The following is a 21241-nucleotide window of genomic DNA, read 5'->3' as shown; positions in this document are numbered from 1 at the left end:
CTTTTAAGGGCTTTTATTTTACCATAGAGTTTAAGTGAGGTTTTCCGTAATTAGGTTTAGTTATTTTTGTTTTTCTTTGGGAAAGGGGAAAAAGCCCCGTGGAAAGTTGGGGAGCTTTTGTTTTATATTTATAGAGTAAAATAAACACTATATGGTGTTTATAAATACATTGTAACCAATGCCGAAAATGAATGCCAAGAATATATTTTGACAAACAAATCTTCAGTCACCTGTTCAAACAGGAAAAAGCTAAATATGTCAAACTATTGAATCAAATCAGGAAACAAAAGGCAAGTTTATTCTGTTACTCTCATGCACATCTTCGAGATTTAAAAAACGATAAAACGAATATTAAATATTCCGAATTAGAATTTATGGATTCAATTGTAAATGATAATTACCTATCATACCACGCAATTGAAAAGAAAACTTCTTGCTATTTAGCAAGACCTTTAGAAGCATTTGCTGATGTTGAAAAAGAAAATGATGATATTGATTTCTCAAGCATCTTTGATTTTGACACGAGCGACCTAAATCCAGAAGACCGAGAAAAAATTGAAAATGCAAAAACTCTATTAACCGATACAAAATTAGATTTCAACTTTCCAGAAATGGAAAACTTGGACTCTTCAATAACTACCCCTTTAAAAAACTTTCTTTCTTTTGGTAAAGAACCAATGAGTATAATGCAATGGAGCGAACATTTTATGGGAATGCTTAAAAATATGCAGGAGGATAAATCTGTGTATAAAGAATTGAGAAACGTTACAGACAAGCATATTAATAATGGAAAGTTTATCATTGACTATGACGAGATAGATTTCAATGAAGACTTGAAAGATTCTTATCTTCAAAAGACGTTTATAGAATATGTGAATAGTAATTTAAACCCAAATGGAGACAAGGAAATATCAAAATATGACTTTTTTACAAACGCATATTTTACTCTTGACCTTTTAGGAATAAGTAAAGAACCATCTAAAAGTGTTAGATTCAATAATATGCTTAATGATGGGATTCACAGTTATTATGGAGCTTACTGCGATTGTGTTGTTTCAGACGATAATGGTTTTCTAAAAAAAACCAGAGCACTTTATAAGTTACTTGGAATTGACACAAAAGTTATTCACGCTGATGAATTCATCCAATCTTTTGACTTTATTGTCGAAAAGGAAGAAAAAGACCAAAATACTTTTTCCAAACTTTTAGTGAATGATTTGAAAAATGGATTGATTGTGGATTCTTATAAATCTATTGATATAAATAGAGAGACTGTTACAATTAAGCCTTTTCATAATTATTTAGGATTCTTTAATAGAATTGACAAAATCCTAGAGGATGGTAAATGCTACCTTTATTTTTATCGAAAAACCAATAATTATTCAAACTTCACATTTATAAGAGAGTACGAATTAGTTGTGAATAATGCGGTTGAAATTTTTAGAGCGGATAAATATTTTAAAGAAAGATTTGAATGGGAAAAAGAAAAGGATTTGATTCAATCCAACAAATGGTATGGACGAATATGGGAATTTGAAACTTTTACTTTAAAAATTGAGACTAATAAAGGTTCAGGAAAATTAAGTATATTAATATCAATGAAATAAAAAGCACTGATTACAACCAGGGCTGTAATTCAGCGGGGCTATAGTGCAAAACCGAAAAGTAAAATATATAACCAGCTTGATTTCTCTGCGGAATAGTCCTGTGGACGATTCCACGCCGAAATCATAGCCAAACCGTTGGCAAACATTAAAAGAGGACGATATGAAAAAAGTATTATTTATGATCGTTGCCATGACTCTGCTGGCATGCAATCAAACCAAGAAATCAAAACAGGAAAAAACCAAAGCTACAAATGAGCCTGTCATAGTTACACCGGAAACATTTATTCGAGCAGAAACAGATCGCGCCTTCATGGAAATGATAAAAAATGCTGGACAAACCAACAAGTTTTTCCACTTTCGACAACCAACACCATTAGATAAGCAAACAGTGATTCGAATGAATAGAGATGTACTCTACTCAGGAGGAGTATTTGATGCAAGTGATGGCTTGGATATCACATTTCCTGAAATGCCAGATGATCGATATGCATCTATTTTCATCATTGATAATGACCACTACGTACAAGATTTGATTTATCAACCTGGTCAATACAAAATAGAGGGCAACACTGATTTTCTATACATCATCATAAGGCTTCAGGTCTTCGATGCAGGTGACAATGAAGAAATTGCATTACTAAATGATCTTCAAGATAAATTTATTGTAAAGTCTATCTCTAGCCAAGAGTTTCCCGAATTTAAGTGGAATTTAGAATCATTAGATTCCTTAAGAGCAGTTTATAATGAGGAAAGTGCTAAATATTCAAGCTGGGAAGGTATGATGGGAAAAAGAGGTGCAGTAAATGAAAAGACAAGGCACATTGCTGCAGCAGCTGCCTGGGGCTTGTTGCCTGAAGAAGCTGCAACCTATCTAAATTATAAGCCAAAAGAAATAAGTGCTTCAGACTGCTACACCGCCACCTATAAAGTACCAGTGAATAAGGGGTTCTGGTCTATTACCGTTTACGGAGATGACGGTTATATCAAAACGGAGAATTGTCTGTTAAATAATTCCAATGTTCAACTAAACGGAGATGGAACCTTCACCGTACATTATGGATCAAAAGATGTTTGTGGCGAAGTTCCAAATCGTCTAGATGCGCCTGAAGGTTGGAATTTTTTATTAAGAGTTTACCTGCCAGGAGAAGAAGTTTTAAGTGGCGATTATTTGGTTCCCGAAGTTGAAAAATCAAATTAAGATGGAATAATTATAATTTGATTTTTTAGCGATTTAAAAGAATAAAAATATGCCCTAATCGAGTAGACGGCCATGAATGTTAAACCCATTGTACCCCTTTCAAATATTCATATTAACGAATACTTATAAAAACAAAAACATTATTCTGAGTACATCACCTTACCCTTCGGCTGTCGCTCAGGATAAACCAAGCGGGGTGTATATACGGCGGTTCAATAACCATCTTTCAATTCGCTCTTTACACCAAATTGAACCGCCTTCTAATTTATTCTTAGGCTACCAAACTTAACTGGGATTCGGACACCCATTCACAAGCTCAGCTCCTAAGTATATTTCAAAGGGGGTATTGTTCGGTCCTTCCTCGTTTGTGAAACCTGTGTAAAATAATATACCTCGTTTACTACGAGTACCATGACCGCTGCTGACTTCTCCCATAGACCACCACGTAGTGCCCACACGCCAGCAGGCTCGTTCGCTAAAAATGTCTACCAGACATTTTCCTAACGCTCCGCCCTCCAGGTAAGAACATCTTCTTTCTTTTGATTCCTACCATATCTACTACTTTGGTGCTTCTCTACATAAGATACTTTGGACTTATCAGTTATGTGCCTACTCATCCGACCTCATAGCCTCGGTATATGGTTCGTGTTCCTCAGTACCGAAATTTGCTTAGTATTGCTCATTATTCAATCGCAATAACCTTCATTCCTAGCTTCACAGCTAGCAACCTTGCGACTTGCTAATGGTTCATGGGGTAACCCCTGCCCATAAGGGACTTGCAGCCTCTAGATTAAAATCATATCTTCGATATGATAAAGATGCTCATGCTGGGCACACACATTATATAACCGTTGTAGGTAATTATAGAAAATGAGAGTCTTTAAATACAGAGGAGGAAGTTTTGAACGAGATTTAGACTCTCTTGAAAAAAACTTTTATTGGGCACCTAAATTTGATGATTTAAATGACCCTTGTGAAACTTTAATAAATACTGACCCTTTCAAAGTTCAATCTAGAACCTTTGCTAAACTATTTGGCAAAGAAAATTCGGAACAGTTTACAGAAGTCGAAAAAGCTCTTCACAATCTATTTGATGTCAAAAAAAAAGCAATAGGAATATACTCTTTGTCTAAAACTTTTAAAGACGAATTACTTTGGGCACATTACGCAGATAGCCATAGAGGTTTTTGTATCGAATATGATTTGGAATTATTAGCAAATAGTTACAAATCCTTTGAAACCTTTTCATTTCCTGTTATCTATAACAAGAAACCACCAGAATACGGAATACGAGATATAAATAACACTAAATCAGAACAAATCGTACAGAAATTAGCTGGTTACAAATCTAAAAGGTGGCAGTACGAACAAGAACATAGAATTGTTACTGGCTTTTACGGAGAACACCCTTATGAACCAAGTTGTTTGAAGTCAATATATTTTGGCTTAAATATGAACGAAAAGGAAAAAGAATTAATGATTGATAGATTAAAAGGGAGGAATGTTCAATTTTATCAAATAATCCAAAAACATAATTCTTATGAATTTGATGCGGTTAAAATAAATGATTTAACTAAAGAAAAACATACATACCTAAAGGAAATACCTAAAGAAGTAACTAAAGGCAAACCAATCAAATTCGTTATTAATAGTAAACTCTATATTAGAGATAAAAAAGGAATTGTAGAAATAGAGTTAGAGTCCAAAGTGAATAAAAAACAATTAGATTGGATTGCTCAGCTACTAAAAAAGGATATATTCAGGAAAGTTGAAAGATTATTTGTTTCATATACAATAAAGGATGGTTCAAAAGGAGAAGGATATTGGGCTATTAGCACTTATGAAAAAGACAAATTAGAATCTAAAATAAACGGACTAACCCTTGAGCAAGAAATGTCCCTTGTAGATATCTTGACTAATGATAAAAGAAAAAGCTTGGGAAAGTGGATTGATGAAACACCATATGTTAGCAGTGGAATTATTCTTATAGAGAAAAATAGAGAGTTATTTTTCGAAACTATTTATCATGATGGAAGTAAGTTTTCTACTAAAGTTACATCTACAAGACTGAATGGCGATTATAGATACGATGATTGCGAACCAAATATTCATGGTGAGTATTATACAGTGAGTAATGATGGAAAATTAAATTTTTGTTCCAATGACGGAATATTTAGAACAATAAAACCTTTTAATAGAAATAACTACCTACAACTGTAAGCTTCCCTTTATTTATTACCTTCATGAATTGGAAGGAGACTACCTTAAAATTGACATTCTGTGTACTCTAACTGCTTTTATAAGTAGTGATTATTCATAACCAAAAGCGTTATCCTTATTAAGTTAGTATTTTTTACATTTTAACAGATTTACCATTTTTAATTTAGGAAATTTCAACTATTTTAGAGCACAATTACATCGATTTTTTTACAAAAACGATAGCTTATTAATTCTAGAGTTTTGTAATAACCACAGGGAATAAATCTAATAATCATTAAAAATATATAAGCGCTATATGTTTAGACTTTCCTATAAATATGACAGTTTAAAAGTTAAATCTATCTGAAATGTAGTATTCTGCATTTATTAAATTATTGTAATATAAAAAAGATATGAAAAGTTTCTTAAGTTACTCTATTTATATAATTCTTATCATAGTCTTCTTGGCTATAATATTCAAAGTTGAAATTCCTCACAGAAAACTGATTTTAGTGATTTCAATAATAGTTCTTATAGTCCATGAAGCATACTTTTATATTAAAAAGAGATCGAAAAAGCAATCAAAATGACAAATTGAAATGACTGATTTTTTTATATGTGAATATTGAAATGGACTTGGAACGAATAATAAACAAATACCCGAAATTTCAATTGTACTCAAAAATGTCTTGCAAACCTGCTCATATATATCCGAATTATACCGGACTCGGCTGCGTCCAACACGAGCGTAGCGAACTGGCGAAGCAATCCACTCGGAATTGTTAACACCAATGTGTAAGCTTCACTTAATTTACAACCTCCATAAAATGAAAAAATACCATCTCGAAATTGACCTTCTATGTACTCTTTCTGCTTTTATTGGCAGAAAATATGATAATATAATAGATCATAAGTATGAATGGATCAATGAAGTCATTATCGACTTTTTGAACAATGAATGTCTAATTTGTATTGCACTAGATTCTACCCTTTTTAATGATCAGAAACTTCATTATGCCATAGTTGGTAAGTGTAAAGAGTTTGGCTTGAATATTTGTGAATATGAATCTTGGGATGATTGTTTGCCCTCTAATAAATAAAAAAACATATCACAATTTAGCCTTTTATTGAAGTATTGGAAGGATTACCTTTTTTTAAAATCTAATTAATTCAAAAAAGAGCCAACATAATTGTTGACTCTCGTGATAAGAAAATTATTTCTTAGACTCTTCTAAAGATACTTTTCTGAATTCTTTAAAAAGCTTTCCAAGTTCCATGGATGATTTACGAGCACGGGTTCCTGCCGCTTTATTTCCCTTTTCTAATTGTAAAGAAGCATCTTCTTTAAAACTTGCTAACTCGGCTTCAATTTTTTCTAATAGTTCTTTCATAAGATTTAATTTATAATTTCGAAATACCCTAACCTAACGATTAGATCGGTGAAATTGTATATCCATAGGCCTAAAAGTTTGATTTAATCCATCGATCAAATCGCATACTTTTTATTTTTTAAATAGTTAATCCAACTCTTTATCGTATGAATTTTATAATATAATATTACATTTGCCCGCAACTTTTAATCGATCTATGCGTATAACAGTCACCTATGACAATTCTACATTAAATGCTATCTGTGATGCAGATTTAAGCCAATCTTACATCCTGCTAGATAAAAACAAGATTGCCATTTATCATGGATACCATGTAAAACGTGTAATAGAGAAATCCTTAAAAACTACAGCTAATATTCGCTATGAGCTAGAAGAAAGCATTATTAATGAACGATTCTGTCCCATCAGGTTATCCTCTGATGATAAGAAGAATTATGGCGTAATTGAAAACTATATGCTTAAACTACCTTATTTTAGTTATCCTAATCTATTCTTCAATTTGAACAAAAGTCAACGCCTTATGATCTGGTCTTACAGGAATCTCAAATTAGTTTATATCATTCTAGGCCTAATAGGCATTGCCATTATTATATTACTCCTCTTGACCAGTATTTAATCATTCTTAAAAGAACACTAAAACACTTCCTTATTACTAAACGATCCTGTTTTTTATGTAATTCATTGTTCTGTTGTTTACTTTTCTAAGCGATCAACTAAATCACCTTGTTAATCTTTATTGCTATTCAATTTCAATGCTAGTGAATTCATATCCTCACTAATCTTTTTATCTAACACCCGAGCATAAATTTGTGTGGTGGCCAGTTTGGTATGCCCTAACATTTTTGAAACCGTTTCAATGGGTACACCATTCGATAGCGTTACAGTGGTTGCAAAAGTATGTCTTGCCATATGAAAGGTTAGAGTTTTGTTTATTTCACATAGAATAGCCAACTCCTTTAAATACGCATTTAACTTCTGGTTCGATATTTTGTGAAACAACCTTCCCTCATGCCTGGCTCTTGGATCTTCTCCATATTTTAGGACAATCGCTTTTGCCTTTTCTAGTAATGGTACCTTAGAAGTGGTTCCTGACTTTTGACGCTTACTGACAATCCAAATATTGCCATCGAAACCCATTTGTAAATGCTCTTGTTTTAGATGCATGATATCAATATAGGATAGCCCGGAATAGCAGCTAAAAACAAATAAATCTCGTACATATTCTAGTCTCCCAATACTTAAAGACTTTTCTTCAATGATTTTAAGTTCTCCGGCGTTCAAATAGGTCCGTTCAGATTTTTGATATTTCGTCTTGTAATTCAGAAAAGGATCCTTCATTAACCATTCAATCCTTATTGCCAAATTGGTCATTTTCTTCAATCGGGTCATATGACGCATCACTGTATTATTCCCGATAGGCTTTTGATGGTCTGTGGGAATATAGTTTCTTAAAAAATGTTCAAAACCAATCAAAAATTTATAATCCACCTGATCTAGCGCTACATTTTTTAATCCCTTATTCTCATAGATAAATTCTCTTAAATAACGCTGAGTGGTCTTATAATGCCGTAGAGTGGCTTTCTGCAATTGCCTTTCCGAAATCTTGTTATGATAGGCAAACAACTCCTCGAGGCTCTTGTATTGCTGATCTTCTTTTAAATACTTTCTCCGAATTGCATCTGCGGTTATTACATCCGTTTCTTTTCTGAGCTCTTCATAGGCTTGAAAAATCTCCATATGGGTTTGGTCAAGGTATTTGTTGACCGAACGAGCGTAAGCACTGTTACCTTTCAGTTTTGATCTTTTTGGGTCCCAAAGCGATAGTTTAATATGTCTTTTAAGACTAAAATTAGCTCTTTTACCATTTACGGTTACTCTGGCGTATAGCTTAGCCTGACCGTCGATTGCCCTGGATGCATTGACCCAAAATAGAATGGAAAATGTTTGTGAAGTTTTCATAGTTGAAATGTGTTTTTAATTAAACTTAAAATCCTTTGAAAGTCAAATCAACTATAACTCTGTATATCAACAAATTAACCCCTAATTCGGTCAACAAAATTGATCAATCAAAAGTGTTGACCGATTTGTTGACATTTAAACCCTTATTATATCAAATTATATGGGGTCTTTAAAACAGCAAAACCCTGCTAATCATCTGATTTGCAAGGTTTTGCTGTTTTTTGGTTTTAAAAAAAGTGATTGCGGCAGGATTCGAACCTGCGACCGTCTGCTTAGAAGGCAGATGCTCTATCCAGCTGAGCTACGCAACCAGCTTTGTAATTCTTTGCTACAAAAGCGGTGCAAATATATAACCCTTACAAATACTAAGCAATATAAAATCGAATATTTTTAAATAAAATCGGGATTTTTATAAAACTAAAAAGCAAACGAACTGATAATCAAAACAATTAAAATTCCTGTTTTTCCAATATTCCCTTACCAATTTTAAATATCGTAGCATCCAAAGCGGTTACAGCGGTTACAGGAATAGATTCCGAAAAGAATAGCTGCCATGAAACACCTCCGTCTGTGCTATATAAATTCCCGCCCTCTTTAGTTAATATATAAATATTATCGGTGTCAAAAAGATGTACATAAATGATTTTTTGATTCGCTATAAATTCTGGTAAACTAACCATTTGCCACAGATCGTTCGGATTCTCTTTAATATACAGCGATTGTTTATCATTTATTGAGGCATTCCAAAAAGCATATCCTATATCGCCATAACCAACTTTGGCACCCACGCCTAACTCCAGATCAATTGCTCCCTGAAACCATTCAACTCCTAAATCACTTGTTGTATAAAGAGTTCCGGTTTTGTAATCTATTAGCTGAATACTACTGGTAGAAGTCTGAACTATATCCAAATCGTAGGCATTAATTTCAATGGACTGCTTCCATTGTACTCCGCCGTCTTCAGATTTAAACACATAGGTGTTCCCCCCTCGTTCTGCAATCAAAAAACCGTCCTGGTCACTTACAAAAAATAAACGCTTAACAAGATACCTTAGATCCAGCACTGTAGTTTCATCCCAATTTAAACCACCATCCATTGATCTGTAAAAACGGTTTGAACCCGCATATACCCATAGCTGGTTCGAATTATAGGCCTCAAAAAAGAACGAAGCAGCCTCTGTCTCTAAAATTACTATCCAGTTCAATCCTCCATCTATTGTTTTATAAAGTCTTATTTTACTCAAACTTCCATCATCAATAGTAGCATATCCAACCAAAGAATTTACCATTTCAAATTGGGCAAAGGGTAAGGAAGGTAACTGCTCCCATCGGTCATCCACTACCTTAATAAAGGTGTCAAAATAAAAATCAGTTTGTTCAAGACTTAGTTCCAGAACTCCACTGCTACTACCTTCGGGTAATTGGAATGTAATCCGCTCCGAATTAACCCTAAAATCGGAAATGGTATTCCCGTTAAACACTATATTCGGTTTATTATCTAACCCCTCACCTTCAATGGTTATGGTCTTATCGGAGGCCACCAATTCAGGGAGAACCACCGCCACATAAGGTTGATTTATAGCATCATCTCCATCACATCCATAAGTCAGGAAATATAAAAAAACGAATAGCAATACTTTATTCATCATAAGATTTGATTTCAGAATTACACATTAATAAATGATTCAAATAAAGAATATAAAAACCAACCATTTATCACCGTTTTCCGTGAATTTTAAGTTTCTATTATTTCATACATTTGTTTTTAAACACCCCGCAATTACATGAACAAAACCATTTTATTAACGTTCTGCCTTTTCATTTCAGCTTTTGTTCATGCACAAAATTATCACCTGGATCTCACCACTTTTGAAGAAAAATATATTAAAGAAATTCTGAACGAAGTTTCGCAGCACAAAGACCAAAAGGAATACGCAAAAGCCATTTCCGGCTATAATGAGATCAAAAAATATCTGGATACAATACCACGACTGATTCCTTTAAAATTAATACTCAATGCTGAAAAAGCAAAGCTATTTGAAAAACTGAATCAGTACGATTCAGCTGCAACACTTTATAAAGATTCAAAAGAAATCTTTAACTACATCCCCGGTATCATACAGGATCTTCCGGATATCTATGTCGATATTGTCATAGGAGGAATCCAGGTAGATAAAAAAACAGAAAAATATCCTCAGGCGATTCAGGAACTTTACAATGCATTATTAAAGGTTCCGGGCGATCAGGGAAAGTTACGCAGCAAGTTATACTATCACCTCGGTTATACCTATTGGTATATAAAAGACTTAGAACAGGCCGAAAAACAATTTAGAACAGCACTGTCATACTCCAACATTAGTCCATTTTTTAAGAACAGCTGCTATATGGGATTAGGAGATGCCCTTATTAAAAAAGACCTCGACTCATCCTTGTATTACTACCGAAAGGCAGAAGCCTATTTTGCCAACAAAACAGACAAAACGAACTACCAGATTAATCAAACCAATATTGCCAATGCATTAATCTTGAAAGACTCCCTCGCAAAGGCAGAAAAGATTCTATTGAATTCAAAAGAATATTTTGAAAATATAAAACTGACCCCATATTTAATACCGGTTTACACACTTTTAGCGAACATCAACCTAAATAAACCAGACCTAAAAAGTGCATTGTATTACCTGGAAATGGCTAACCCGATAACATTGACGAAAGGATCATTGCGGCATCGGGAAAAATTCTTTGAAATCTATGTTGAATACTCCCGAACCATCAGGGATTCCAGTACAGCAAGGCACTTTAACAATCAGGCAAAAGCTGTAAAGGACAGTATCTTCAATTCAGAAAAATTAACCCAAATTGAAGTATATGAAGTTAAACACCGCAATGAAATCAATGAAATAAAAATTGCAGCACAAAACGACCTGATCGCATCTCAAATAAAACAGCGAAACATACTCTTGATTTCCTTGATCGTATTGGGAATATTAATTTTCATATTGTTCTTACTTTATAAACAAAAACTCAAATTCCAAAAAGACCTCCTTAACAAAAAAGATGAACTGGCAAATCAACAACTGGCTACATTAAAAGAAACTCAAAAGGCAGAACGCATTCAGGCGAAATTGGACGGTCAACAACAAGAACGAAGCAGAATTGCTAAAGATCTACATGATAGTATAGGCGGAAATCTTGCGGCTATTAAAATGCAATTAACCCACCTGAAGTCTGAAGAAGAACAGTTAAATTATATAATCAAAAATGTAGACACCACCTATAACGAACTAAGAATGGTTTCTCAGAATCTCTTCGTTCAACCTGCAGACAAACCCTTCACATTATCTCTTGAAGATCTGGTTGACCAATATAATTCTAATAAAACAATCGTCGAACTTTACCTGTTTCCGCACAACCAAATTAACTTTATTTCGAACACCATTCAAACCGAACTTTACCCTGTATTAAAAGAAATTTTAACTAATATTTTTAAACATGCTGAGGCCAACTACTGTAACATCAATATAACGGTACATGAAGATTATCTCAACCTTATTATAGAAGATGATGGAGTCGGTTTTAACCCATCCAAGGCGAATCTTGGATTAGGACTTTCAAATATTAAAACCAGAATTAATACGCTCAATGGTGAAATTCAAATTGAATCTATTCCTAATACTGGAACCACTATCAATATAAATATCCCTTTAGCTCATGCCTGAAATCTATAGAATACTTGTTGTAGACGACCATAAAATGTTCTTGGAAGGAATTACCTCTATCTTAAATCAAGAGGAGCATCTTGAAATTATAGGGATTGCTTATAATGGTAAACAAGCCCTAAATATTTTAAAAGAACAAACCCCCGATTTAATTATAACCGACATAGAAATGCCCGGCTTAAACGGTATATCCTTCGTTAAGGCCGTAAGAAGTTTCGATACCACAATTAAAATTTTAGCAATCAGTTCACACCAAAGCAGTGCTACCATTCATCAGTCCATAAAGGCCGGGGTTAACGGTTACATTCTGAAAAATTCCGGAAAAGTAACCTTGCTCAAAGCCATAGCAGAAATTTGCAGCGGACATCGTTTTTTCCCTCAAAGCGTTCAAGCAATTTTGAACAACAGCATTTTTAAAAAAGATAATTCGAACCAAAATATTATCCTAAGTAACAGAGAAAAAGAAATTTTAAAACTAATCGCTCGGGAATATAGCACTCAGGAGATTGCTGATACCCTGTGTATTTCCAAAAACACAATCGAAACGCATAGAAAAAACCTCATGAGAAAAACGGAAGCTAAAAACATGATCGGCCTGGTGAAATACGCTATCAAAACGGATCTTATTTAATTAATTTCATGAGAATTTCAAACCGCCATTATACATGAAATATATTAGGGCAATACTCCTAATTTTTCATAAATTGCTTGCCCTATTATTCAGAATAATGACAAATGCATTCAGAATTCATTAAGCACCATGAAAAATACCTTTACCATCCTGTCTTTACTGTTTATTTGTGCAATCGGCCCTTTAAAAGCACAAAATTTAAAGAATGACACCAACAAAAAGATGAATGTATTATTCATCATTGCCGACGATCTAACCGCTACTGCGGTTTCGTCATATGAAAACAAGGTCTGTAAAACTCCGTATATAGATCAATTAGCACAGGAAGGCACCCTCTATTCTCGTGCCTATTCTCAATATCCGGTTTGTGGTCCTTCTCGGGCTTCCTTAATGTTCGGTTACTATCCAAATGCCACACAAACCTATGGCTATGTCAGCGGAAGGGAAAATGTAGGAAATGATAAAATATCGTTCGCCCAGTTATTTAAAAACAATGGATATTATACCGCCAGGGTTAGTAAAATATACCATATGGGAGTCCCAATTGATATCGAAAAAGGCAGTAATGGCAAAGATGATGAAGCATCATGGACTGAACGCTTCAATAGTCAGGGTCCGGAATGGCAGGCAAAAGGTGAAGCTGAGCTGGTGCAAAACAATCCGTATAATACGATCGAGCGTAAAGGAGGAAACGTCATGACCACCGTGAAAGCCGACGGTGATGACCTGGTACATTCTGATGGAAAAACAGCTCAAAAGACTATAGAGCTTATTAAAAAACATAAAAAGGACCCATTTTTTTTAGCCGTAGGTCTCGTTAGACCGCATGTCCCCTTTGTGGCTCCAAAAAAATACTTTGAGCCCTATCCCTACCAACAAATGGTAGTACCCCCTCAGGTTGAAAATGATTGGGATGATATTCCGGCACGCGGTATTAACTACGTAACTTCGGTAAATGCTAAAATGAGTACAGAACAAGAGCAAAAGGCAATCGCTGCCTATTATGCTTCTGTATCCTATATGGATGCACAGGTAGGAAAAATACTTAAAACCCTGGAAGAGGAAAATTTAGAAGATAATACCATCGTTATTTTCACCTCTGACCATGGCTTCCACTTGGGGGAACATCGTTTTTGGATGAAGGTAAGCCTGCACGAAGAATCGGTAAGAGTCCCTATGATCATTAAAGTACCTGGAAAAGCCCCGGGCGTATGCCATTCTTTTGCAGAACTCTTAGACTTGTATCCTACGGTTGCAAACCTGGCTGGGTTAAAAGTACCCGAAGGACTTCAGGGAAAAGATCTCAGTCCATCGCTAACGAATCCTGAAGTAGAAATCAGAGACCATGCATTTTCTACCACCCAGGGAGGAGATACCTTTCTTATCAGAACTGATAAATGGGCATACATCCAGTATGGGGAAGACGCCAGTAAAGGCATGGAACTCTTCGATATGGAATACGACGAAAAACAATATAATAACCTTGCATACAACCCACAGTTCAATAACATCGTTCAGGAAATGCAGCATAAGCTGAAAGAAAAATTGAAAGCCGTAAGAACTAATGATTTAAACATTAACTACGCGAAAGGGAAATAAGAATTAAAAACAAACTAAAGAATATAAAAAAGATGATCGTAAGTATAACCTACGATCATCTTTTTTGAATAACCAAAACCTCAACCTTACTTAATATCATCCTCCGGCGAAATATCGCAGCCTCCTCCGCTACAGTATCCTCCGGCACAACCAAGCCCTAAGAGCCCTTTAAGAAACAAATAAAGCCCTAAAAGAAGCCCTGGCCACTGCCCGTATTGAATTCCCTGGATGAGCACGAGTACGCCTACACCAAGAAATACCAGCCTTAAAATATTCCATCCTTTTAGGATCCTGTTTTTAATCATGAAATCTTTTGGTTAAGACGCTTCCAACCACCTCCATTATGTACATTGGTAAACCCTTGGTTTTTAAGAATGTTCTTTGCCGTCGCACTTCGCATGCCCGAAGCACAACAGGTAATAATAGGCCGTTCTTTATTCTTTAATTTAGAAAGATTACCAGACAGCGTATTTAATGGTATATTCTTAGATCCTTTAATATGACCCGAGGCGTACTCACCACTGGTCCGCACATCAATGATAATTCCATCGTTTTTTAACAATTCAGTAAAATCCGGACTTGTCCCTGATCCGGAGCCAAAAAGCCTTTTTAATATATTCAGCATAATTATGAGTGTTTAATATAATTAACATCCATCCATGAACCAGCATTCACACATGGAATATTATTTTCTTTTAAAAACCGCTCTACTTGTCCGCTTCGCATTCCTGAGGCACAGCATAGCACTAATGGTCCTGGTAATTGTTTTAATTCTTCAAGTCTCCCTGAGATCTCATTTAATGGTATATTCTCCGAGCCCTCAACATGCCCTGAACTAAACTCATGTCGGTTACGCACATCTATAATCGTACCCTTATCTTCCCTGATTAGATTCTCCATCTCCATAATTTCTCTTTTTAAAAATTATACCACAAAAATAGATGTCAACAAAAAGCTAGTCAGCAACTTTTGTTACCTACGGCATTATATTTCTAAAAAAATGCTATTTACTCGTATGAGTGATTAAGTGCAAAGCATCAATAAGTATTTATCAAATAACCAGCTAATTAATTTTAATAATTTTTTATTATCTTAAGTAAGAAAAATACCATTTTATATAAATATTCCTTATCTTAGAAATCCCCTCTGAAATTTGAATTCTAAAAGAAAATTAAATTTCGACCTCGTATGTTTTTATAGCACATAAAACAAACATACATGCTAAGACTATTTTTTCATAAACCATTTCCTACGGTTGACTTTACAGTGACTACTGTTATAGATCAACATAGCCTCAACCATGATTATGAAAAAACATTCGTTTGCTTTTGTTTACAATGCAATTGGGTAAAACAACATTTCCTGATAGCTATCCCTCACTTCGGAAAAACCTTAACAACTCATTTATTAAATCATTAATTAAATTAACTCATGAAGAACACAGCTCGCTATTTTAAGACCCTCTGCATTTTACTACTCATTCCATTGATCAGTAATGCACAAGAAAAACCAAATATCCTAATTATTTTCCCTGACGATGTTGGCTGGAGTAATGTTAGTGCCTATGGCAACGGAGTTATGGGGTATAACACACCAAACATTGACCGAGTTGCGAAAAATGGTATTATGTTTACGGAACACTATGCACAACCCTCATGTACAGCAGGCCGTGCTGCACTTATCACTGGACAATACCCAATACGTAGCGGCATGACAACCGTAGGACGACCGGGTGCCGAACTGGGTCTTAAAAAAGAATCTCCAACACTGGCTGAAGTCCTGAAAGAACAAGGATATGCTACTGGCCAATTTGGAAAAAATCATTTAGGCGATAGAAACGAACACTTACCAACTGTCCATGGATTCGATGAATTCTTTGGGAACCTATACCATCTCAATACACAGGAAGAATATCAACAAATGGATTACCCTCAGGATCCGGAATATTTCAAAAAACATGGTACCAGAGGTGTATTACACACCTGGGCTACAAACGTGGATGATAATACCGTTGACCCAAGATTTGGAAAAGTAGGTAAACAAAAAATTGAAGACACTGGACAACTTTCCAGAGAAAGAATGGAAACCGTTGATGAAGAGTTCAAAGAGGCTATGATGGATTTTATTAAAAGATCTAAAAAGGATGATAAACCTTTCTTTGCATGGTTCAATCCGAGTAGAATGCACATGTTTACGCGCTTAAAAAAAGAAAGCAGATATTTAGCTTTACCCTACACCACAGAGCACGACTTTTATGGAAGTGGAATGATTGAACACGATATGATGGTGGGTGAAATTTTGGATGAATTAGACAAAATGGGCCTACTCGAAAACACCATTGTTATTTATTCTACAGATAACGGTCCAGAACATAGTGCACGTACTCATGGAGGAACCACTCCTTTCAGAGGTGAAAAAATGACAACTTACGAAGGAGGTGTAAGAGTACCTATGTTAGTCATGTGGAAAGACAAGATTGATGGTGGTAAAAGATTACAAGGCATTCAAGCGCATATGGACATATTTACCACCTTAGCTGCAGCTGCCGGTGTTCCTGATGTAGCACAAAAAATGCTTAATGAAAAAAATCAATACATAGATGGAGTAAACAACCTAGATTACTGGTTGGGGAAATCAGATAAAAGCAATCGAAATAGTTTCATATACTATCATGAATCAGACATTCGTGCCGTTCGAATAAATCAATGGAAAATGCACTTTCAAACCAGTGAAAACTATTACGCCCCTTATGTCAAGCAAAAGTTTCCGATCATGTACAATATTCATTTCGATCCTTATGAAAGTTTTGACAATCTGACCGACCAATCGGACATGTTACAGCGAAAGCAATTTATTAATGAGCCTATGCAGGAATTACTTGCTGAACACATTGAAACTTTAGTCAAGTACCCTCCCGTTCAAAAGGCTACAAGCTTCGACTTTTCTGAGCTCATAAGACAATTACAGCAAGGAAAACAATAAAGCCTCATAAGATCCTATAGAAAAACTTGTCAAAGTATTGTATAAAGGGTATTGAAATACCCTTTATACTTTCTTGCAAGGTAATATTCATTAAATATCTGTTTTGTCAATAACCTCCTGGCTCGTATAATCAACAAACTAAAGGCACGAGCATATTTGCTTCTTGCTTATCTTCCTAAAAAAACTCTTGATCAAAGCATGTTAGAATACCATTTGATTCCTAACGATTTACAACCTTAATCATTTCCTCTTCTTTACACCGTTAGTTAATTAATTCAATAGTGCAAAACGGCACGAATCAAAAGAGTCTATTTAGCCGATTTTGCATCTTATTGCCGTGATGTATAAAATGATATAAAAAAATACAAACTCTTTCTTTAGCTTGATATTTGATCAATATTCAAGCATGGAAACACCCCATTTCAGGCATAGTTAAGGCATGGTTGAAGCATAGTTAAAGTATGGATAAAGTATGAACACATCGATTCAGATTCAATCAAGTATAAAATGTTTCCAAACTTTCTCATAACCTCCCGTGATCCTGAATTCGTTTTGTTGGGATCAATCTCAAAAGTTAAGTGCGAATTGAATAATAGATTAAGATCTTTGCTAAAAAATAATAGTATTCGGATTATTTCTGGACCTCTTATGCCTGATACTGCCAGAAGTATTAATCACCCACTTCAATCTGGTTTCCCATCAAACAGACCAGGGATCACTACATATGTATTTTGAAGCAATATGATTTAGAATCCATCTAACTTGTCATTCTGTACCTATTATGGAATCCAATAATATAGTAACCGGAACCAGACTACTCTGTTCTCTCCCAATGTCATTCCGCACCCAATGTCATTCCGCATTGTTGCGGAATCCACTATCCACTCATCACTCTCCCATGTCATTCCGCATTCGCTATACAATCTCGTGACTCGATGCTTAATCTATCATTCCTTCAAAAATCAATCACAATTTTTGCACAAACACAAAATTAGGCATGATCCGTTTGTTGCTCATCTAAGCTGAACAAAGCTGGCGCTTTAATTCCTTCTCAAAAAAAATGAATAGCTTCAGTGGATGGATTACCTCCGGTGATCCTGAAGTGGGGTCGTTGCTCATCATCACTGAACAAAGCTCGCTCTTTAATTCCTTCTCAAAAAAATGAAATCTTCAATGGATGGATTACCTGCGGTGATCCTGAAGTGAGATCGTTGCTCATCATCGCTGAACAAAGCTCGCGCTTTAACCTCATCTCCAACTAAAAATAGAAAGATTTATTCAATGGATTACCTCCGGTGATCCTGAAGTGGGGTCGTTGCTCATAATCGCTGAACAAAGCTCGCGCTTTGCATCTTTTTTTATTTATTCCTGCGCTCGAAAATATATTTTCGGCTGGGTATAAATAAAAAAAGCTGAACTCTTAAGTTCAGCTTTTCTGGTCGGGGTGGCAGGATTCGAACCTGCGACCTCCTCGTCCCAAACGAGGCGCGATAACCGGGCTACGCTACACCCCGAAAATGCGGAGAGACAGGGATTCGAACCCTGGCAACACTTACGCGTTGACAGATTAGCAATCTGCTCCATTACCACTCTGGCACCTCTCCAATATTTTCTTAATGATCGTATGCACTTCTGAAATGCGGATGCAAATGTAGTAGATAGGATAATAGCACGCAACCTTTTTTAATGTTTTTTACACAATTTTAAATCGCTTTTTTATTAACACCCTAATGATCAAATAGATATTATTCCGGGTATTCTACACGTAAATGATAAATGTTTGTTAGCTTCTGCTTTAAGACCTTTTTAATGGTCTCTATTTCCTTAAACGTAATATTCGCATTAATGAACTGATTCTCCTCAATTTGCTTACTGATAATACGTTCAACAAAACTATCAATTATAGAAAACGTCGGATTTTTCAAACTCTTAGAAGCCGCCTCTACAGAATCTGTCATCATCAATATTGCAGTCTCCTTTGAAAATGGAATGGGACCCGGATACCTGAAATCATCCTCATTAATCTCTTCAGCCGACTCTTTCTCTTTCATATAAAAATAATAAACCAAAGAGGTTCCGTGGTGCGTTCTGATAAAATCTATAATACGATCTGGTAATTTGTTCTTTTTGGCAATTTCAATCCCGTCAATAACGTGATCTATTATCACCTGTGCACTTTCCTTCGGTGCCAACTCATTATGTGGGTTCACACTGGTAGTTTGATTTTCCGTGAAATACATTGGATTATTCATTTTACCAAGATCATGGTACAAAGCCCCTACCCTAACCAACATGGCATTCGCCCCGATCTCGTTAGCTACAGCTTCAGCCAGATTAGCTACCTGTAAAGAATGATGAAAAGTACCGGGCGCCTTTTCTGCCAACTCCTTTAATAACGGTGAGTTCGTATCCGTTAACTCCAGTAAGGATACGTCAGAAACCAATCCAAATAATTTCTCATAGATATATATTAACGGAAAAGCAGCTAAGGTTGCCAAACCATTCAAAATAAAGATTCCGAAGGTTTGCCATTCGATATTCTTGATATGTCCTTCCTGAATAATATAAAGTCCAAAATATCCGAGTATATAAATTAAAGTGATCTGCGCCACCGAAATAAATAAATTTGCTCGCTTGTGTAAATCGGTAATGGTTTGAATGGTTATAATACCAGCAATAATTTGTAAAAACACGTATTCAAATCCGTTCGGAACTATAAAACCTAATAACAGAACAGTTATAACATGTGTAAATAATCCCAGCCGCGGATCAAAAAATGCCTTTAAAATTAAGGGTAGAATACACATCGGCACTACATAAATAAAGCCCACATTGTAATTTAAAGCCAGGGTTGTTAAAAAGATCATTAACAACACATTAAAGACAATAAAAGTGACCTTATTATTATTTTCATATACCAATGGTCGATATTTATAAAGAAATAAAATCAACATCAAAAAGGTAATCGAAACCAATAGAATATACCCGAATAAAATCCAGTTGTAATTGCTTTCACTCCACAACTGAGATTCATATTCCTTTCGTAATGAATAAAGCATATTATATCTTTCGCCTTCTACAACCTCACCCTTGGCGATGATTCGCTTTCCTTTTTCTACATGCCCCCTGGTTCCCACAATTGACTTCAACTCCTCCTCTAAAACCTTATTGGTCAGGGCTTCATCGAAAAACACATTGGGCTTTAAATCATCAAAAAATAAATTGTAAAAAGTCCCGAAATATTGAGAAGCATTCTTGCGCTCTAAAATAGAAGATATCCTTTTCTGAATTTGACTCAATTGAATGAGATCCCCATAAAACATAGGACTTTGCTCATTTCCTCTAACCAAATTAACAACATCTTCAGGATCGTTATCGACCTCCGTTTGAACAACACCCCTATTGTAAATTTCATTTAAGATCTCTAAACCATCAGCCTTAAGACGCTTCTTGGTGTTACCACTATATAATGAATCAGGAAAATAGGTTGAAAACTTTTGCTGATACTGCTCAATTACCGTCTCTTTTACCTTTGAATCAAAACGATAAAAATTAACTTGTTTGCTCTTTAACGAATCCTTTTCTCTATTTAATTCCTCATCAGTCTTATAAATAGCAAAATCAAAGGGAGCATAAAGTGTCTCATATTGCCAGATCTTACCCTTTTGAAAGTCATACTTAAACTTACCTCCTTTAGGAAAAAGGTATACAATCAAGGCAATGACAAGAAGAAACAACGAAACTTTATATATGTTAGATTGATTCTTATAAATTCTACTCAGAAACTGTTTCATAGGGCATAATTGATATTCAAACCTACACATTTTTTTTTATACAGATCCCTTTTTACAACCAAGTAAGTCTAAAATGAGCTCAGAAAATACCAAAACAGAGCATTAACCTTTAAAAACCCATTGCTTCTATGATTATCTTTTCAAAATAACTAAATTCGCAATACT

At 35.1% G+C, this 21241-nt stretch carries 16 protein-coding genes and 3 tRNA genes; 9 read left to right on the top strand and 10 right to left on the bottom strand.

Going from position 1 to position 21241, the window contains the following annotated elements:
* Positions 1 to 191 precede the first annotated feature (191 nt).
* The 4 genes from BM361_RS09065 (at position 192) to BM361_RS09050 (ending at position 6104) form a co-directional block, all read left to right on the top strand.
* Positions 192 to 1607 carry a hypothetical protein gene (locus BM361_RS09065; protein WP_074978347.1) on the top strand — a complete coding sequence of 472 codons (1416 nt, stop codon included), beginning with the start codon at positions 192 to 194 and terminating at the stop codon, positions 1605 to 1607.
* Positions 1608 to 1767: 160 nt separating this feature from the next.
* Complete coding sequence (locus tag BM361_RS09060) at positions 1768 to 2805, top strand: DUF1214 domain-containing protein (protein ID WP_083425901.1); 1038 nt, start codon at positions 1768 to 1770, stop codon at positions 2803 to 2805.
* Between the two features lie 870 nt (positions 2806 to 3675).
* Entirely contained in the window at positions 3676 to 5025 is a 1350-nt protein-coding gene (locus BM361_RS09055) for a DUF2971 domain-containing protein (protein WP_074978346.1), read from the top strand.
* A 770-nt stretch (positions 5026 to 5795) separates the two neighbouring features.
* Complete coding sequence (locus BM361_RS09050) at positions 5796 to 6104, top strand: hypothetical protein (protein ID WP_139226670.1); 309 nt, start codon at positions 5796 to 5798, stop codon at positions 6102 to 6104.
* Positions 6105 to 6218: 114 nt separating this feature from the next.
* Here the strand turns inward: BM361_RS09050 and BM361_RS09045 are convergent, their stop codons facing one another.
* Positions 6219 to 6395: a histone H1 gene (locus BM361_RS09045; RefSeq protein ID WP_074978343.1), complete on the bottom strand. Its 177-nt coding sequence runs from the start codon at positions 6393 to 6395 to the stop codon at positions 6219 to 6221.
* Between the two features lie 196 nt (positions 6396 to 6591).
* On the opposite strand from BM361_RS09045, the gene BM361_RS09040 reads away from it, so the two are divergent.
* Positions 6592 to 7011 carry a hypothetical protein gene (locus BM361_RS09040; RefSeq protein ID WP_074978341.1) on the top strand — a complete coding sequence of 140 codons (420 nt, stop codon included), beginning with the start codon at positions 6592 to 6594 and terminating at the stop codon, positions 7009 to 7011.
* A 110-nt stretch (positions 7012 to 7121) separates the two neighbouring features.
* On the opposite strand, the gene BM361_RS09035 is transcribed toward BM361_RS09040, so the two are convergent.
* The 3 genes from BM361_RS09035 to BM361_RS09025 all read right to left on the bottom strand — a co-directional run bounded on the left by BM361_RS09035 (position 7122) and on the right by BM361_RS09025 (position 10003).
* The gene (locus BM361_RS09035; protein WP_074978340.1) at positions 7122 to 8354 is read right to left on the bottom strand and encodes a site-specific integrase; all 1233 of its coding nucleotides are present in this window, start codon (positions 8352 to 8354) and stop codon (positions 7122 to 7124) included.
* A gap of 237 nt (positions 8355 to 8591) precedes the next feature.
* Positions 8592 to 8665, bottom strand: a tRNA-Arg gene (locus BM361_RS09030).
* A 138-nt stretch (positions 8666 to 8803) separates the two neighbouring features.
* Complete coding sequence (locus tag BM361_RS09025) at positions 8804 to 10003, bottom strand: IPT/TIG domain-containing protein (protein WP_139226668.1); 1200 nt, start codon at positions 10001 to 10003, stop codon at positions 8804 to 8806.
* 135 nt (positions 10004 to 10138) lie between these two features.
* Here BM361_RS09025 and BM361_RS09020 point away from each other — a divergent pair, with 135 nt between their 5' ends.
* The 3 genes from BM361_RS09020 (at position 10139) to BM361_RS09010 (ending at position 14300) form a co-directional block, all read left to right on the top strand.
* Positions 10139 to 12070: a tetratricopeptide repeat-containing sensor histidine kinase gene (locus BM361_RS09020; protein ID WP_074978337.1), complete on the top strand. Its 1932-nt coding sequence runs from the start codon at positions 10139 to 10141 to the stop codon at positions 12068 to 12070.
* Entirely contained in the window at positions 12063 to 12701 is a 639-nt protein-coding gene (locus tag BM361_RS09015) for a response regulator (RefSeq protein WP_074978335.1), read from the top strand. The genes BM361_RS09020 and BM361_RS09015 overlap by 8 nt, the downstream gene beginning before the upstream one ends.
* Before the next feature lie 129 nt (positions 12702 to 12830).
* A complete protein-coding gene (locus BM361_RS09010) occupies positions 12831 to 14300 on the top strand; it encodes a sulfatase (protein WP_074978334.1) in 1470 nt (489 codons plus the stop codon).
* Between the two features lie 86 nt (positions 14301 to 14386).
* Here BM361_RS09010 and BM361_RS09005 read toward each other — a convergent pair whose 3' ends face one another.
* The 3 genes from BM361_RS09005 to BM361_RS08995 are packed head-to-tail and all read right to left on the bottom strand — an operon-like array spanning position 14387 to position 15206.
* On the bottom strand, positions 14387 to 14605 hold the full coding sequence (locus BM361_RS09005) for a hypothetical protein (protein ID WP_083425900.1): 219 nt from the start codon (positions 14603 to 14605) through the stop codon (positions 14387 to 14389).
* Positions 14602 to 14925, bottom strand: a complete 324-nt coding sequence (locus tag BM361_RS09000; RefSeq protein WP_074978332.1) for a rhodanese-like domain-containing protein — start codon at positions 14923 to 14925, stop codon at positions 14602 to 14604. Before BM361_RS09000 ends, BM361_RS09005 begins: the two co-directional genes overlap by 4 nt.
* 2 nt (positions 14926 to 14927) lie before the next feature.
* A complete protein-coding gene (locus BM361_RS08995) occupies positions 14928 to 15206 on the bottom strand; it encodes a rhodanese-like domain-containing protein (RefSeq protein ID WP_038262554.1) in 279 nt (92 codons plus the stop codon).
* A 525-nt stretch (positions 15207 to 15731) separates the two neighbouring features.
* On the opposite strand from BM361_RS08995, the gene BM361_RS08990 reads away from it, so the two are divergent.
* The gene (locus BM361_RS08990; protein ID WP_083425899.1) at positions 15732 to 17282 is read left to right on the top strand and encodes an arylsulfatase; all 1551 of its coding nucleotides are present in this window, start codon (positions 15732 to 15734) and stop codon (positions 17280 to 17282) included.
* A gap of 1436 nt (positions 17283 to 18718) precedes the next feature.
* Here BM361_RS08990 and BM361_RS08985 read toward each other — a convergent pair.
* The 3 genes from BM361_RS08985 to BM361_RS08975 all read right to left on the bottom strand — a co-directional run bounded on the left by BM361_RS08985 (position 18719) and on the right by BM361_RS08975 (position 21076).
* Positions 18719 to 18796: transfer RNA gene (locus BM361_RS08985), tRNA-Pro, on the bottom strand.
* A gap of 6 nt (positions 18797 to 18802) precedes the next feature.
* Positions 18803 to 18886, bottom strand: a tRNA-Ser gene (locus BM361_RS08980).
* Between the two features lie 141 nt (positions 18887 to 19027).
* Positions 19028 to 21076, bottom strand: a complete 2049-nt coding sequence (locus tag BM361_RS08975; RefSeq protein ID WP_074978330.1) for an HD family phosphohydrolase — start codon at positions 21074 to 21076, stop codon at positions 19028 to 19030.
* Positions 21077 to 21241 lie beyond the last annotated feature (165 nt).

The sequence above is a fragment of the Zhouia amylolytica genome (genome assembly GCF_900116365.1).
GTDB lineage: Bacteria > Bacteroidota > Bacteroidia > Flavobacteriales > Flavobacteriaceae > Zhouia > Zhouia amylolytica.
Note: the sequence above shows the minus strand (reverse complement) of the source record. Positions and strands in the feature narration are given on the sequence as shown.